Raw genomic sequence first — 13,032 nt, 5'->3', positions numbered from 1 at the left:
ATATATTTTCTCTCAATTATCAAAAAAAGGGAATTTAAGAGCCAGTAATAATTCCTTTGCTTCCTTATCACTAACTGCACTTGTTATAATATTAATATCCATACCTCTAATTTTACTTATTTTATCATAGTCTATTTCTAAAAATGATATATGCTCCTTGATACCAAGGGAAAAATTACCATGACCATCAAATTGCTTCACACTAAACCCTCTAAAATCTTTTTCCCTTGGCAAAGCAATATATATTAATCTTTCTAAGAATTCATACATTTTATTTCTACGCAAAGTCACTTTACAACCTACAGTTGCACCTTTTCTAATTTTGAAACCAGAAATAGATTTTTTTGCAAAGGTTAACACAGGCTTTTGCCCAGCAATCAAATGTAGATTATCAAATGGCTCATTTATCGCTTTATTGTCCGTAGCAGCATCTCCAACGCCCATATTGATACACACCTTGACAAGTTTAGGCACTTGCATTACATTGCTGTAATTAAACTTATCCTTTAAGGATTTTACTATATTATCTTTATACAATTGTTTAAACATATCAACCTAATCTATCACTTCTCCAGAAACTTTTGCAAAACGCACTTTTCTACCATCTATAATCTTAAATCCTACTTTAGTTGGAGTTTTACACTTAGGATCCAATATTGCAACATTGGATACATCAACAGCTAACTCTTTATTCAATATACCACCACCACTACCAGCTCTTGGTTTAGTATGTCTCTTACACACATTTACGCCAGAAACAACTACTTTCTTTTTAGCATCACGTATTATAACTTTGATTACCTTACCAATTTTTCTCTTATCTTTACCAGTTAAAACTATAATATCATCACCACTTTTTATTTTAGCACTCATTATAAAACCTCATCAGCTAATGACATTATTTTCATAAAAGAACCAGATAACAACTTTTTTACTGGACCAAACACCCGAGTGCCAAGTGGTTCACCTTGATCATTAATTAAAACCACAGCATTGCTAGAAAAACGAATTACAGAACCATCAGATTTCTTAACACTATTTTTTACTCTAACAACAACTGCTTTATATACTTTTCCTTTTTCAACTTTACCTTTTGGGTTAATAGACTTAGTAGATATAATAATCGTATCACCTACAGATGCAGATTTCCTACCACCTAACAAGCCAATACAAAGCACTGCACGCGCACCAGAATTATCAGCTACTTCTAACAATGTATTTTTTTGAATCATATAAATACCTATTCCTTTTTAGCTATTGATAACAACCCATTTTTTAGTAACAGAAATAGGCTTATGCTCCTGTATTAAAACCCTATCTCCCTTTTTGCAACTATTATTCTCATCATGCGCTGTATACTTCTTGTATTTTTTAATAACTTTTTTATACAGCCTATCCTTATACACTTGTAACACCGAAACCTTTACAGTCTTATCAGACTCAGCATTAGTTACGACACCACAAAAAACCTTCTTAGGCATTTTTTCCCTCTCTCTTTCTTCTATTTAATACAGTTAGACTACGAGCTATGCTCTTTCTTATTAAGCTAAAACGCGAAAAATTGTTGCACTGGCCCAGCTTTTTTTGAAAAGCCAAATTAACAAATTCTTTCCTCAAATTCACAAGAAGTTCATGTAATCCTTGTGAAGATTCTGATTCAAATTTAACTATATCCATTGCAACTCCATTCAATTATGATTAGATATAAATTTACACTTCATAGGAAGCTTAGCAGTCGCTTTTTCAAGCGCCAATCTTGCTAAATGCATGGGAACATCACTACTAATTTCAAACAAAACCCTACCGGGCTTAGCTTTAAATACCCAAAATTCAACACTACCTTTCCCTTTACCCATACGTACATCTGCTGGCTTTTTACTAACCGGGGTATCAGGAAAAATTCTTATCCACACTTTACCAGAGCGTTTTAACGTTCTAGATATTACGCGCCTTGCAGTTTCAATATGCTTAGACTGAACCTTACCTACTTCCATAGCTTTTAATCCATAATCTCCAAAAGACAGCGTGCTACCACCCTTAGCATTACCCTTGATTCTCCCCTTAAATACCTTTTTATATTTACTCTTTTTGGGAACAAACATTTCAATATACCTTAACTACCAACATAAACCCAAACTTTAACTCCTATAATACCACATATAGTCTTCGCTTCACAAAAAGCATAATCTATATTAGCACGCAAAGTGTGTAAAGGCAAACGACCTTCTTTGTACCATTCAGTACGAGCTATTTCAGCTCCGCCAAGACGCCCAGAGCAACTTACTTTAATACCCTCAGCACCCATCTTCAAACAATTTTGAATAGCTTTTTTCATCGCTCTTCTACATGAAATCCTTTTTTCTAGCTGATGTGTAATACTCCTTGATATTAAAACTGCATCTATTTCAGACTTTTTAACTCCTACTACATTCACTTCAACACTACTTTCTACTTTTTTAGCTATTTTTTGCTTTATCTTCTCAACATCCAAACCTTTCTTACCTATTATAACCCCAGGTTTAGAAGAATGTATTATTACAGACACTAAAGTAACTGTACGCTCTACAGTTACTTTAGAAATACCAGCATGCTTAAAGGATTCATTTATATAACTGCGAATAAATAGATCTTGATGCAATTTCTGTTTATAATCGTCCGTAGCACACCAAACAGAATCCCAGGTATTACTATTTATTTGCAATCTAAATACTTTAGGATTAACCTTCTGTCCCATATTTTTACACTTTCCTTATTAATTTTCCATTTCTATAAATCATACAATTTCTTTCAATTTTATAGTTATATTACTATAAAATTTGCTCATTCTATTAGCCTTACCCATAGCTTTTGGATATACTCTACGCAAAGTAAGTGACTTACCTATTAAAATTTCCTTTATATATAAATTATCAACGTTCAATCCATAATTATTTTGAGCATTAGCAATTGCAGAATTCAACACCTTCATTATAAAACCGGCAGCCTTTTTTTCACAAAATCTTAATTGTACATTAGCAAAAGAAACTTTTTTATTACGCACTAAATCAGCAACCAAATTTAATTTGCGAGGAGTTGATCTTAAAACCTTAGAACCAGCCTCAACTATTATATCCCTATTTTTCATATCAATTGCCTACCTTCTTGTTGCCTTTTTATCACCACCATGCCCAGTAAATTTACGAGTAGGTGAAAATTCACCGAATTTATGACCTATCATATTCTGATTATCAACACTAACAGGAATGTAATCTTTACCATTATAAACAGCAAATTTTAAACCCAAACAATTAGGAAGAATTACAGAAGCCCTGGAATGAATTTTTATCACCTTATTAATAGAACCCTCTTTTAAAGCTCTCTGAACTAATCTTAGTACAGATGGGTGTAAAAAAGGTGGTTTCCATACAGATCTACTCATAAATTAACCTTTCAATTTTTTTATATACTTATCACTAGATTTATTTTTTTTCCTAGTTTTGTTTCCTTTTGTTGCAACACCCCAAGGAGTAACAGGATGACGACCGCCAGAAGTTTTTCCCTCTCCACCTCCATGAGGATGGTCAACCGGATTCATTGCAACTCCACGTACAGTAGGTCTAATCCCAAGCCACCTACTCCTCCCAGCTTTACCCAACTTTCTATTCTTATGGTCAGGGTTAGATACTACACCAATAGTAGCCTTGCAAGAAGATAAAATCAACCTAATTTGACCAGACCTGAGTCGTAATAAAACATATTGGCCATCACGACCAACGATTTGTGCATAACAACCAGCAGCTCTAGCAATCGCAGCACCATTACCTGGCTTCAGCTCAACATTATGAACGAAAGAACCAACAGGTATATGCTTGAGTAGTAAACAATTCCCTGGCAAAATATCAGCATCATCTCCAGCTGTCACAACATCACCAGGCTTCATACCTTGAGGAGCTAATATATAAGATTTAATATCATCTTCCTTATATGATATTAATGCTAAAAACCCACTTCTATTTGGATCATACTCTATTTTCTCAACTATACCTTGATCACTTCTGTTACGTTTAAAATCTATAACTCTATACTTCTTCTTGTGACCACCACCCCTGTGACGAGTTGTAATTCTACCATGATTATTTCTTCCACCACTGGATTTCTTACCAAATACAAGAGACTTCTCCGGCTTATCTTTTGATAAACCAATTTTACTTATTAATATAGTCCCACGAGAAGACGGAGTAACAGGATTAAAAAATTTCATACCCATATTAAACGCTCATTATATCTAATTTTTGACCATCTATCAAAGAAAAATAAACCTTTTTTCTCTGTTTTTTACAACCAACCACACCCCTGAAACGTCTATATTTAGGTTTAACTCTAATAACATTTATAGAAGAAATTCTGACATTAAATAAAGACTCTATTGCCGATTTTATTTGACGCTTATTTACATTTACAAAAACATACAAAGAGTATTTATTAAACTTCTCTCTTAAAAGAGAAGCCTTTTCTGTGATTACAGGAGATTTTATTATATTATTATATTTAATCATAACAATCTACCTTCAAGATGCTTTAAAGTGTCTTTTGTTAACATCACGCATTCATGATTCAATATATCAAAAACATTTAACCCAATAGGTTTGATTAAATCTACATAATGCAAATTTTTAGCAGCACGTAACAAATCATCTCCATAATCACCAACTATTAAAAAAGAAGAAAATTTAAAATTTTTAATATATTCACACATTTTAGATGTTTTCTTCACATCAACATTTAAACTATCAAGAACAATAACTTGATTATTTAAATATTTTAGAGATAAAGCAATTTTCAAACCAAATTTACGTACTTTTTTATTAAGAGAATAAGCATGACTCCTCACAACAGGACCAAAAATAATTCCACCACCTCTAAACTGAGGAGATCGCAAGCTCCCCTGTCTCGCCCTACCGGTACGTTTTTGACCATACGGCTTAGCTGTTGTACCAGAAACATCACTGATACCCTTTGTTTTATGAGCACCAACTCTTCTCTTTGCTAATTGCCATCTCACTATATCATGCAAAATACTCAATTTTTGCTTGGCAGAAAATATCAAGGGATTAAGCTCAACACTACCTACATTATTATTAGATAGATCAACTAATTCACATTCCATAACTAACTCACCAAATTATTAGCATCATCACTCATATTCAACAGCAGACCTGCTGGAAAAGGAACATCTTTATGTAAAGGCTTTTTAACCGCATCTCTCACAAAAACATAAGAGTTTTTAAACCCAGGAACATTATTACCCTTTACAGCAATTATGCTATTTTCATAATCAATGGATAATATTTTCATATTCTGTACAGTTACTCTGCTATTACCTAAATGACCAGCCATTTTCTTCCCCTTGAATACTCTACCAGGATCTTGACATTGACCAGTAGAACCTTGTGATCTATGAGCAATAGAAACGCCATGAGATGCCCTAAGCCCACTGAAGTTATGCCGCTTCATCACACCAGCAAACCCTTTACCTAAAGAATAACCCGTAATGTCAAGATATTGACCAACTACAAAATGATTAACCCCCACCTTTTTACCACATTCTATTCCGAATAGATCAGTTAATCTACTTTCGTATAATTTACATTTACTATTTATACCCTTTTTCTTTAAATATTCCAACTGAGGTTTTGCTATTTTTTTTAAATCTCCTGTGCCTAAAATGACTGAATTGTAGCCACATTTATCTTGTCCTTTTATATCGATAATATAAGTTTCGCTGAGATGCAATAAGGTTACAGCCATGCGACTATTATCAAAATACATAGCAGTATGGCCAACATTCGTCATTAACAAACCAATCCTCCTAAGCGAATTTATTCTCTTCATTTCCTTTTCCTAAATATTAACTTCCTTAACCTTTAAATCCACTTCTACACCAGCAGAAAAAGATAAATCTGCAAGCATCTTCATCATAGTAGAAGTAGGATTATGTACAATAATTAACCGCTTAGAAATTCTCATTTCAAATTGCTCACGAGATTTTTTATCAACATGAGGAGACCTATTAACAGTAAATTTAGAATCTTTTCTTGGCAACGCAATCGGACCAGATAAATCTGCATTAAACTGCTTTAATCGATCAATAAACTCGCGAATACACTTTTCCAACAAAGAACAATCGAAAGCTTTGATTCTAATATATATATCTTGCTTCATCTTAGTTATTATACTCATTCTAAAATTTCCGAAACAACGCCAGAACCAACAGTTCTACCACCTTCTCTTATCGCAAAACGTAATCCTTTATCCATTGCTATTGGTACTTGCAACTCCACTTCTATACTTACATTGTCCCCTGGCATTACCATCTCCTTTCCATCTAGCAATTTTATGCTCCCAGTTACATCCGTTGTCCTTAAATAAAACTGTGGCTGATAATTTCCAAAAAATGGTGTATGCCTTCCTCCTTCTTCTTTCTTCAATATATACACCTCCGCATTAAATTTCTTATGCGGGGTTATTGTCCCTGGTTTTGCCAATACTTGCCCTCTCTCCACTTCTTCTCTCTTTGTTCCTCTTAGTAGTATTCCTACATTGAGTCCTGCACTTCCCTTATCTAGCAACTTCTTAAACATCTCAACACCAGTACATATCGTCTTTTGCGTCGCTTTCAGACCTATTATCTCTATCTCATCCCCTGCCTTTATCTCCCCCTTCTCTATTCTTCCTGTTACTACCGTCCCTCGGCCCGATATTGAAAATACATCTTCTATTGGCAACAAAAACGGCAAATCTACAGGCCTTGGAGGTACTGCCACATACTCATCTAACTTCTCCATCAATTTATCTATTGATTTCTTTCCATACTCACTACTATCATCCTCTAATGCTTTTAACGCAGACCCAACTATCACAGGCACTTCATCACCTGGAAATCCATACTTACTCAGCAACTCTCTCACTTCCATTTCTACCAAATCTATCATATCAGCATCAGCAACATCAGCTTTATTTATATATACCACGATATATCCAACACCCACCTGTTTTGCCAGCAATATATGCTCTCTCGTTTGTGGCATCGGCCCATCAACCCCCGACACTACCAATATCGCTGCATCCATCTGTGCTGCACCTACTATCATATTCTTTACATAATCAGCATGTCCAGGGCAATCAACGTGTGCATAGTGTCTCTTTTCTGTTTGATATTCAACATGTGCTGTTGCTATTGTTATACCTCTCTTTCTTTCTTCTGGCGCTTTATCTATTTGATCATATGCTACAAAATTACCATAATGCTTTGTTATCGCCGCTGTTAACGTTGTCTTCCCATGATCCACATGTCCTATCGTTCCCACGTTTACATGCGGCTTTCCAAATGCTTCTACTATCGCTGTCATAATTACTAACCTTTAATTATACTTTAACTTTAACTCATCAACCACATATTGTGGCACTTGTTCATAACAAGAAAAATGCATACTATACTGAGCTCTTCCCTGAGATATAGAACGCAAAACATTTATATAACCAAACATATTTGCAAGAGGAACCGAAGCAGTAATTATTTTGCTATTATTACCTAAATCCAGCATATCAACAACACTGCCTCTTCTACTATTTATATCACCCATAACATCACCCATATATTCTTCAGGAGTAATGATTTCCACTTTCATTATAGGTTCTAGCATTTTTGGACCAGCTTTATTTGCCATTTCCTTAAAAGCACCTTTAGCAGCAAGTTCAAAAGCCAAAGGACTAGAATCAACATCATGAAAAGCACCATCAAGAAGAGTAGCCTTAAAATCAATCAATGGAAAGCCGGAAATTATACCACCTTCTTTTATCAACTCTAAGCCATTTTGCACTCCAGGTATATACTCTTTTGGAATAGCACCGCCTACAATTTTACTTTCAAACTGAAAGCCAAAACCAGGCTCAAGAGGTTCGAATTTTATTTTAACTTTAGCAAACTGACCAGCACCACCTGATTGTTTTTTATGAGTGTAATCAATTTCAACAGATTTAGTGATAGTTTCACGATATGCAACTTGAGGCGCACCAACGTTAGCTTCAACATTAAACTCGCGCTTCATTCTATCAATAATAATCTCAAGATGCAGCTCACCCATACCTTTCAATATAGTCTGCCCACTCTCTGCATTTACTGACATCCTTAAAGAAGGATCTTCTGCAACCAATCTATTCAAAGCAACACCTAATTTTTCCTGATCTGAGGTGGTTTTCGGTTCTATAGCAATTTCAATAACAGGATCAGGAAATTCCATACGCTCTAATAGTATAGGAAAATCAGATGAACATAAAGTATCACCAGTAATTGTTTTCTTTAATCCAACTAAGGCAACTATATCACCAACTTTAGCTTCGTTTATATCTTCTCTGTTATTTGCATGCATAAGCAACATTCTACCAATTCCTTCAGTCTCATTCTTTCCAGCATTTAACACAGCAGATTTAGATTTTAACTTACCGGAATAAATACGAATAAACGTCAAGCTACCTACAAATTTATCCGTCATCACTTTAAACGCAAGAGCAACGAATTTCTCTTTTTCTGAAGGTTTGATCTCAATTTTCTTTTCTGAATCTTTAGGATCAGTTCCAATAATTACATCAACATCAATAGGAGAGGGTAAAAAATCAACCACACCATCTAAAAGTGATTGCACGCCTTTGTTTTTAAAAGCTGACCCACATAATACAGGGACAAATTTTCCTTTAATGGTCCCGCTTCTCACACACTTTTTCAACAAATCAATTGGCAGATCGTTAGATTCAAAGTAAGTATTTATCGCCTCATCATCCATTTCAGCTGCAGCATCTAATAAAAGATTTCGATACTCTTGAGCCTTATCAAGCAAATCAGAAGGAATATCTTCATAAGAAAATTTAGCGCCTAATGTTTCTTCTTGCCATATAACAGCTTTCATAGAAATAAGATCGATTATGCCTTTAAAATCCTTCTCACTTCCTATTGGCAACTGAATAACTAAAGGTGATGCGCCAAGCTTCGTTTTTATCATATCGACACATCGATAAAAATTTGCCCCGATTCTATCCATTTTATTAACAAAGCAGATACGAGGAACGTTATATTTATCAGCTTGACGCCAAACTGTCTCAGACTGAGGCTCAACTCCAGCAACTCCATCAAATACAGCAACCGCACCATCCAAAACCCTCAAAGATCTCTCAACTTCAATAGTGAAGTCAACATGACCAGGAGTATCTATTATATTAATCCTATGATCATTCCAAAAACATGTTGTTGCAGCAGAGGTAATTGTAATGCCACGCTCCTTCTCTTGCTCCATCCAATCCATAGAAGCTGCACCATCGTGCACTTCACCAATCCTATTTTGTTTGCCAGTATAAAATAAAATACGCTCTGTTGTGGTGGTCTTGCCAGCATCTATATGAGCCATTATTCCTATATTTCTATACCTAGATATTAAAACTTCCATACCACAATCAATCAGCTAATATTAAAAACGAAGATGAGAAAATGCCTTATTAGCTTCAGCCATTTTATACTTTTCTTCACACATCTTAAATGCACCACCACATTTATTATAAGCATCTAATATTTCAGACTGCAAACAATAAACAGCAGTTCTACCGCCCTTTTTTCGAGCAGCAGAAGTTGCTCTAGCAATCCACCTTAATGCCAAAGAAATTGCTCTATCTTGACGAATTTCAACAGGGACTTGATAAGTTGCACCACCAATACGCCGAGAGCGTACTTCTATAGAAGGGGTAACATTTTCTACTGCTGTTTCAAAAATTGATAAGGCATCTTTGCCTATTTTCTTTTCAGCTAAGGACAAAGCACTATAAGCAATCTTTTCTGCAATAGATTTTTTACCACATTTCATAATTATATTAATAAAACGCATAAGCAAGACACTACCATAACGAGAGTCAGGGCTTGTTCTTTTTTTTGCTTTATTACGACGTGCCATAAATTTTAACCAGATTTCTTTACACCATATTTTGAACGAGCTTTCTTTCGATTTTGCACACCACGTAGATCAAGAGCACCTCTTATTATGTGATAACGTACACCCGGCAAATCCTTAACTCGCCCACCACGTATTAAAACAACAGAATGCTCTTGTAAATTATGACCTTCGCCAGGTATATAAGCCGTCACTTCACCGTATCCACTAATCTTTACTCTAGCTACCTTACGTAGTGCTGAATTAGGCTTTCTAGGAGTTGTAGTATATACCTTAGTGCAAACACCCCTTCTTTGAGGATTGCATTTTCCCAAAGCTGGCACCTTCTTCTTGCGAGTTAACCCTGATCTACCTTTACATATTAATTGATTTATCGTAGGCATATACTGTAAACTTAAAACTCTAAAAATAACTAAGTCTTAGTTATAAAATAATAAACCTCAATAGTCAATATAAAAATAAACATTACTACTCTAATAATCTCAGCCTAATTGCTTTGAAAGCTACTGATAATTATATGCTAAAGCGCATATTGGTTTTAATATTAAGAAATTATCACTTGCTGTGGTCTAATTAATATAGATATGGAACAAGTAATATACTGTGATGGCTATCAAAGAATATACAGAAAATAATGCTTATAATAGAGCCAAGAGCTTCTAACATTAATGCAAAAATACCAACCGAATTACCAGTAAAGCCGGATGATTTTTACAATCCCACCCTTGACACTTAGATTTAATGCAGCTACCCTAAGTTCAAAATTCTATACTCAATTTTGCTGTTCTTGCATACAAGGAACACGTTTTTAGAATAATGAAAACAATCAGCGCTTTAATTAAAGAAGGGTCAAAGCTACTATCATCACATAGAATTGAATCACCACATTTGGATTGTGAAATCATCATGCAGTACGTACTTGGAGTAGAAAGATCATTCACAATCATGAATCACATCAATCAGGTACCAAGAAACAAAGAACTTCTATTCTGGAAATTAACAAAAAAAAGAGCAGAAAGATATCCAATATCGCAAATAATAGGTAATCGTGAATTCTGGAGTAAAAATTTTATAGTTAACCAACATGTTCTAGATCCAAGACCAGATAGTGAGACAGTAATTTCAACAGTGTTAAAATATTACCAAAATAAGAAGCAAAAAATAAAAATTGCAGATTTTGGCACAGGCACAGGCTGTTTGTTGATCTCCGTACTTAGTGAGTATGAATATGCTATTGGAGTTGGTTTTGAAAAAAGCCTGGAAGCATACAAAATTACCTGCCAGAACACAAAGAAACATAATCTTCTCAACAGAGCTAAAATATTTCCAAATTCGTGGACAGAATGCAGAGATTTATTTGATCTCATAATAAGCAATCCTCCATATATTAAAAGAAGTAAGTTAAAAGATCTGCAAGCTGAAGTGCAAAAAGAGCCAAGAATTGCTCTTGATGGCGGTATCGATGGATTGAGCTGTTACCTGAGTATTTTTCCAATATTGAAAAAGTGCCTTAAAAAAGATGGGTTTGCGATATTGGAAATAGGCGAAGATCAAAGCAATATTGACAAAATAATACCCTTATATGGACTGGCTTTTCAGGAATACGTATACGACTTGGCTGGAATGAAAAGATGCATTGTTGTAAAGCAAGATAAAGAACATGACTAGTAGAACGCTAGCTTTCTAAGAACCTGTTCATAATCTCAAGAAAGGCATAAAGTAAGAAATAGAGTGTATAAATTAGGATATATGAGGAGTGTATACCCAAGTGACATAAGTCGAGAGAAGTTTGAGATTATTTCACCAGATCTGGAGTCTTGTGGAAAAAACAAAACCAAGAAAACTTGATTTGTATGATATATTTTGCGAAGTGTTGTGCGCCCTAAAAAGTGGTTATCAGTGGAGGATGCTACCAAAAGAGTTTCCAAAATGGCGCAATTGTTATGATTATTTCAAAAATGGAGTGAAAAAGTAAAAGGAAATAAAAAAAAGTATTTTGGAGTGCATGTTAAAAAAAATAGTTAGTGTGGTCCGACAAAACAATGTTTGGAAAGAAAAAATCAGCTTTTGCATAATTGACACTCAGAGTGTAAAGAACGCAGACATTGATGAAGAAAAAGGCTATGACGCTGGTAAAAAAATCTCAGGAATAAAACGCCATATCGCACGAGATATAGATGTTTGCTATTTATTCTTAAGCTTGGGAGTGTTAAATAGCATTTTACTTTTTTTAGTATGTAGAGATTTTCTAGGAATTATTCTATTGAATTCTATGATATTATTTTTTGTAACATTGTTATACATACCATAAGAGTGAACTGACGAAATTTGTAAAGGAGTTTTATGGCTTAGCTACATGGTACTAACACTCAAGTAAATTTTCATCAATGACGCAATTTGCTATGTCTATATCTCACATAGCTTACAACTTGCTTTACTCCTTTTACTTTTCTTGCAATTGCCATTACAGCTTTTAATTCCGCCTTATTTTGAGCTATACCCATCAAATAAACGACTCTATCAACTGTATTAACGCTATAATTAATTGATTTAATATTTCTTTTTCCCAGAAGCCTCGTGCTTATCTCTGCTGTTATCATACCATCTACAGTAACATCTAGCATAGAAGCCATTTTAATTGGTGTGACTCTTATTTCATTTATCACTTCTTTAATCTCTTTTTGCTGCCAAGCTATTTTCTCTGCTGTGAGTTGCTTTTCATGATTATCAACATTTCCAATGAGTAATACTCTTCCTTCACTCACTTTAACTTTTATAGATGAGAACAGTCCGTGTTTTAAGAGTCCCTTATTGATTCTTATTACTATAGTTGTATCATCAATAATGTTTCCCAAGGATTTATCTTGCATTGTTATTGCTGTAGCCGCTGCAGTTGCTGTTACCACTATACCACCCACAAGAGTCGTACAGCCACTCTGTGTAATCAGAAAAATTGCGAGTAAGAAGCTTGCTATTAATCTCATTATTAATTTCCAGAGTTTAGAGCTTTAATTAAAGAATATTAATAAGCTTTTTTTATTGTGTAAATACTATAAATTGA

20 protein-coding genes and 1 pseudogene are annotated in these 13,032 nt (G+C 34.5%); 2 read left to right on the top strand and 19 right to left on the bottom strand.

The window, feature by feature from the left end; translation table 11 throughout:
- Positions 1–12: 12 nt before the first annotated feature.
- Genes rplE through rpsL form a run of 18 tightly spaced genes read right to left on the bottom strand, consistent with a single transcriptional unit; the run spans position 13 to position 10,354 of the window.
- Complete coding sequence (gene rplE, locus OUY_RS05420; protein WP_010404703.1) at positions 13–549, bottom strand: 50S ribosomal protein L5; 537 nt, start codon at positions 547–549, stop codon at positions 13–15.
- A 6-nt stretch (positions 550–555) separates the two neighbouring features.
- Positions 556–873 (bottom strand): 50S ribosomal protein L24, encoded by a 318-nt coding sequence (gene rplX / locus OUY_RS05415; RefSeq protein ID WP_015588352.1) that lies wholly within the window; start codon positions 871–873, stop codon positions 556–558.
- Positions 873–1,232: a 50S ribosomal protein L14 gene (rplN, locus tag OUY_RS05410; RefSeq protein ID WP_007302542.1), complete on the bottom strand. Its 360-nt coding sequence runs from the start codon at positions 1,230–1,232 to the stop codon at positions 873–875. The genes rplX and rplN overlap by 1 nt, the downstream gene beginning before the upstream one ends.
- 18 nt (positions 1,233–1,250) lie before the next feature.
- Complete coding sequence (gene rpsQ, locus OUY_RS05405; RefSeq protein ID WP_010404696.1) at positions 1,251–1,481, bottom strand: 30S ribosomal protein S17; 231 nt, start codon at positions 1,479–1,481, stop codon at positions 1,251–1,253.
- A complete protein-coding gene (gene rpmC / locus OUY_RS05400; protein ID WP_007302540.1) occupies positions 1,474–1,677 on the bottom strand; it encodes a 50S ribosomal protein L29 in 204 nt (67 codons plus the stop codon). Before rpmC ends, rpsQ begins: the two co-directional genes overlap by 8 nt.
- An 11-nt stretch (positions 1,678–1,688) precedes the next feature.
- Positions 1,689–2,102, bottom strand: coding sequence for a 50S ribosomal protein L16 (gene rplP / locus OUY_RS05395; protein WP_006012233.1), 414 nt, complete (start codon positions 2,100–2,102; stop codon positions 1,689–1,691).
- An 11-nt stretch (positions 2,103–2,113) separates the two neighbouring features.
- Complete coding sequence (rpsC, locus tag OUY_RS05390; RefSeq protein ID WP_007302538.1) at positions 2,114–2,734, bottom strand: 30S ribosomal protein S3; 621 nt, start codon at positions 2,732–2,734, stop codon at positions 2,114–2,116.
- A 39-nt stretch (positions 2,735–2,773) separates the two neighbouring features.
- Positions 2,774–3,124: a 50S ribosomal protein L22 gene (gene rplV, locus OUY_RS05385; RefSeq protein ID WP_139686902.1), complete on the bottom strand. Its 351-nt coding sequence runs from the start codon at positions 3,122–3,124 to the stop codon at positions 2,774–2,776.
- Positions 3,125–3,133: 9 nt separating this feature from the next.
- Positions 3,134–3,418, bottom strand: coding sequence for a 30S ribosomal protein S19 (rpsS, locus tag OUY_RS05380; RefSeq protein ID WP_010404687.1), 285 nt, complete (start codon positions 3,416–3,418; stop codon positions 3,134–3,136).
- Positions 3,419–3,421: 3 nt separating this feature from the next.
- Positions 3,422–4,246, bottom strand: coding sequence for a 50S ribosomal protein L2 (rplB, locus tag OUY_RS05375; RefSeq protein ID WP_139686901.1), 825 nt, complete (start codon positions 4,244–4,246; stop codon positions 3,422–3,424).
- Position 4,247: 1 nt separating this feature from the next.
- The gene (locus OUY_RS05370) at positions 4,248–4,535 is read right to left on the bottom strand and encodes a 50S ribosomal protein L23 (RefSeq protein WP_010404680.1); all 288 of its coding nucleotides are present in this window, start codon (positions 4,533–4,535) and stop codon (positions 4,248–4,250) included.
- Entirely contained in the window at positions 4,532–5,146 is a 615-nt protein-coding gene (gene rplD / locus OUY_RS05365) for a 50S ribosomal protein L4 (protein ID WP_006012216.1), read from the bottom strand. The genes OUY_RS05370 and rplD overlap by 4 nt, the downstream gene beginning before the upstream one ends.
- Positions 5,147–5,148: 2 nt before the next feature.
- Positions 5,149–5,871 carry a 50S ribosomal protein L3 gene (gene rplC, locus OUY_RS05360; RefSeq protein WP_029237662.1) on the bottom strand — a complete coding sequence of 241 codons (723 nt, stop codon included), beginning with the start codon at positions 5,869–5,871 and terminating at the stop codon, positions 5,149–5,151.
- A 9-nt stretch (positions 5,872–5,880) separates the two neighbouring features.
- The gene (rpsJ, locus tag OUY_RS05355) at positions 5,881–6,201 is read right to left on the bottom strand and encodes a 30S ribosomal protein S10 (RefSeq protein WP_139686915.1); all 321 of its coding nucleotides are present in this window, start codon (positions 6,199–6,201) and stop codon (positions 5,881–5,883) included.
- A gap of 14 nt (positions 6,202–6,215) precedes the next feature.
- Complete coding sequence (gene tuf / locus OUY_RS05350) at positions 6,216–7,388, bottom strand: elongation factor Tu (protein WP_010406834.1); 1,173 nt, start codon at positions 7,386–7,388, stop codon at positions 6,216–6,218.
- Positions 7,389–7,400: 12 nt separating this feature from the next.
- Complete coding sequence (gene fusA / locus OUY_RS05345) at positions 7,401–9,476, bottom strand: elongation factor G (protein ID WP_139686900.1); 2,076 nt, start codon at positions 9,474–9,476, stop codon at positions 7,401–7,403.
- 21 nt (positions 9,477–9,497) lie between these two features.
- Positions 9,498–9,974 carry a 30S ribosomal protein S7 gene (gene rpsG, locus OUY_RS05340; RefSeq protein WP_139686899.1) on the bottom strand — a complete coding sequence of 159 codons (477 nt, stop codon included), beginning with the start codon at positions 9,972–9,974 and terminating at the stop codon, positions 9,498–9,500.
- Positions 9,975–9,979: 5 nt separating this feature from the next.
- Positions 9,980–10,354, bottom strand: coding sequence for a 30S ribosomal protein S12 (rpsL, locus tag OUY_RS05335; protein WP_010406837.1), 375 nt, complete (start codon positions 10,352–10,354; stop codon positions 9,980–9,982).
- Between the two features lie 433 nt (positions 10,355–10,787).
- On the opposite strand from rpsL, the gene prmC reads away from it, so the two are divergent.
- Positions 10,788–11,639: a peptide chain release factor N(5)-glutamine methyltransferase gene (gene prmC / locus OUY_RS05330; protein ID WP_139686898.1), complete on the top strand. Its 852-nt coding sequence runs from the start codon at positions 10,788–10,790 to the stop codon at positions 11,637–11,639.
- A gap of 81 nt (positions 11,640–11,720) precedes the next feature.
- Positions 11,721–12,144: pseudogene (locus OUY_RS06820) on the top strand (transposase); the annotation flags it as partial.
- 211 nt (positions 12,145–12,355) lie between these two features.
- Here OUY_RS06820 and OUY_RS05315 read toward each other — a convergent pair.
- A complete protein-coding gene (locus OUY_RS05315) occupies positions 12,356–12,955 on the bottom strand; it encodes a BON domain-containing protein (RefSeq protein WP_139686895.1) in 600 nt (199 codons plus the stop codon).
- Between the last annotated feature and the right edge of the window lie 77 nt (positions 12,956–13,032).

Source organism: Wolbachia endosymbiont of Leptopilina clavipes (assembly GCF_006334525.1).
GTDB lineage: Bacteria > Pseudomonadota > Alphaproteobacteria > Rickettsiales > Anaplasmataceae > Wolbachia.
Note: the sequence above shows the minus strand (reverse complement) of the source record. Positions and strands in the feature narration are given on the sequence as shown.

Coding starts and splice junctions, on each gene's coding strand:
- rplD (WP_006012216.1), bottom strand. CDS start 5,146: ATGGAATGTGAATTAGTTGATCTATCTAATAATAATGTAGGTAGTGTT.
- OUY_RS05315 (WP_139686895.1), bottom strand. CDS start 12,955: ATGAGATTAATAGCAAGCTTCTTACTCGCAATTTTTCTGATTACACAG.
- rpsQ (WP_010404696.1), bottom strand. CDS start 1,481: ATGCCTAAGAAGGTTTTTTGTGGTGTCGTAACTAATGCTGAGTCTGAT.
- tuf (WP_010406834.1), bottom strand. CDS start 7,388: ATGACAGCGATAGTAGAAGCATTTGGAAAGCCGCATGTAAACGTGGGA.
- rplC (WP_029237662.1), bottom strand. CDS start 5,871: ATGAAGAGAATAAATTCGCTTAGGAGGATTGGTTTGTTAATGACGAAT.
- rplB (WP_139686901.1), bottom strand. CDS start 4,246: ATGGGTATGAAATTTTTTAATCCTGTTACTCCGTCTTCTCGTGGGACT.
- fusA (WP_139686900.1), bottom strand. CDS start 9,476: ATGGAAGTTTTAATATCTAGGTATAGAAATATAGGAATAATGGCTCAT.
- prmC (WP_139686898.1), top strand. CDS start 10,788: ATGAAAACAATCAGCGCTTTAATTAAAGAAGGGTCAAAGCTACTATCA.
- rplV (WP_139686902.1), bottom strand. CDS start 3,124: ATGAAAAATAGGGATATAATAGTTGAGGCTGGTTCTAAGGTTTTAAGA.
- rplX (WP_015588352.1), bottom strand. CDS start 873: ATGAGTGCTAAAATAAAAAGTGGTGATGATATTATAGTTTTAACTGGT.
- rpsS (WP_010404687.1), bottom strand. CDS start 3,418: ATGAGTAGATCTGTATGGAAACCACCTTTTTTACACCCATCTGTACTA.
- OUY_RS05370 (WP_010404680.1), bottom strand. CDS start 4,535: ATGATTAAATATAATAATATAATAAAATCTCCTGTAATCACAGAAAAG.
- rpsJ (WP_139686915.1), bottom strand. CDS start 6,201: ATGAAGCAAGATATATATATTAGAATCAAAGCTTTCGATTGTTCTTTG.
- rpsG (WP_139686899.1), bottom strand. CDS start 9,974: ATGGCACGTCGTAATAAAGCAAAAAAAAGAACAAGCCCTGACTCTCGT.
- rplP (WP_006012233.1), bottom strand. CDS start 2,102: ATGTTTGTTCCCAAAAAGAGTAAATATAAAAAGGTATTTAAGGGGAGA.
- rpsL (WP_010406837.1), bottom strand. CDS start 10,354: ATGCCTACGATAAATCAATTAATATGTAAAGGTAGATCAGGGTTAACT.
- rplN (WP_007302542.1), bottom strand. CDS start 1,232: ATGATTCAAAAAAATACATTGTTAGAAGTAGCTGATAATTCTGGTGCG.
- rplE (WP_010404703.1), bottom strand. CDS start 549: ATGTTTAAACAATTGTATAAAGATAATATAGTAAAATCCTTAAAGGAT.
- rpsC (WP_007302538.1), bottom strand. CDS start 2,734: ATGGGACAGAAGGTTAATCCTAAAGTATTTAGATTGCAAATAAATAGT.
- rpmC (WP_007302540.1), bottom strand. CDS start 1,677: ATGGATATAGTTAAATTTGAATCAGAATCTTCACAAGGATTACATGAA.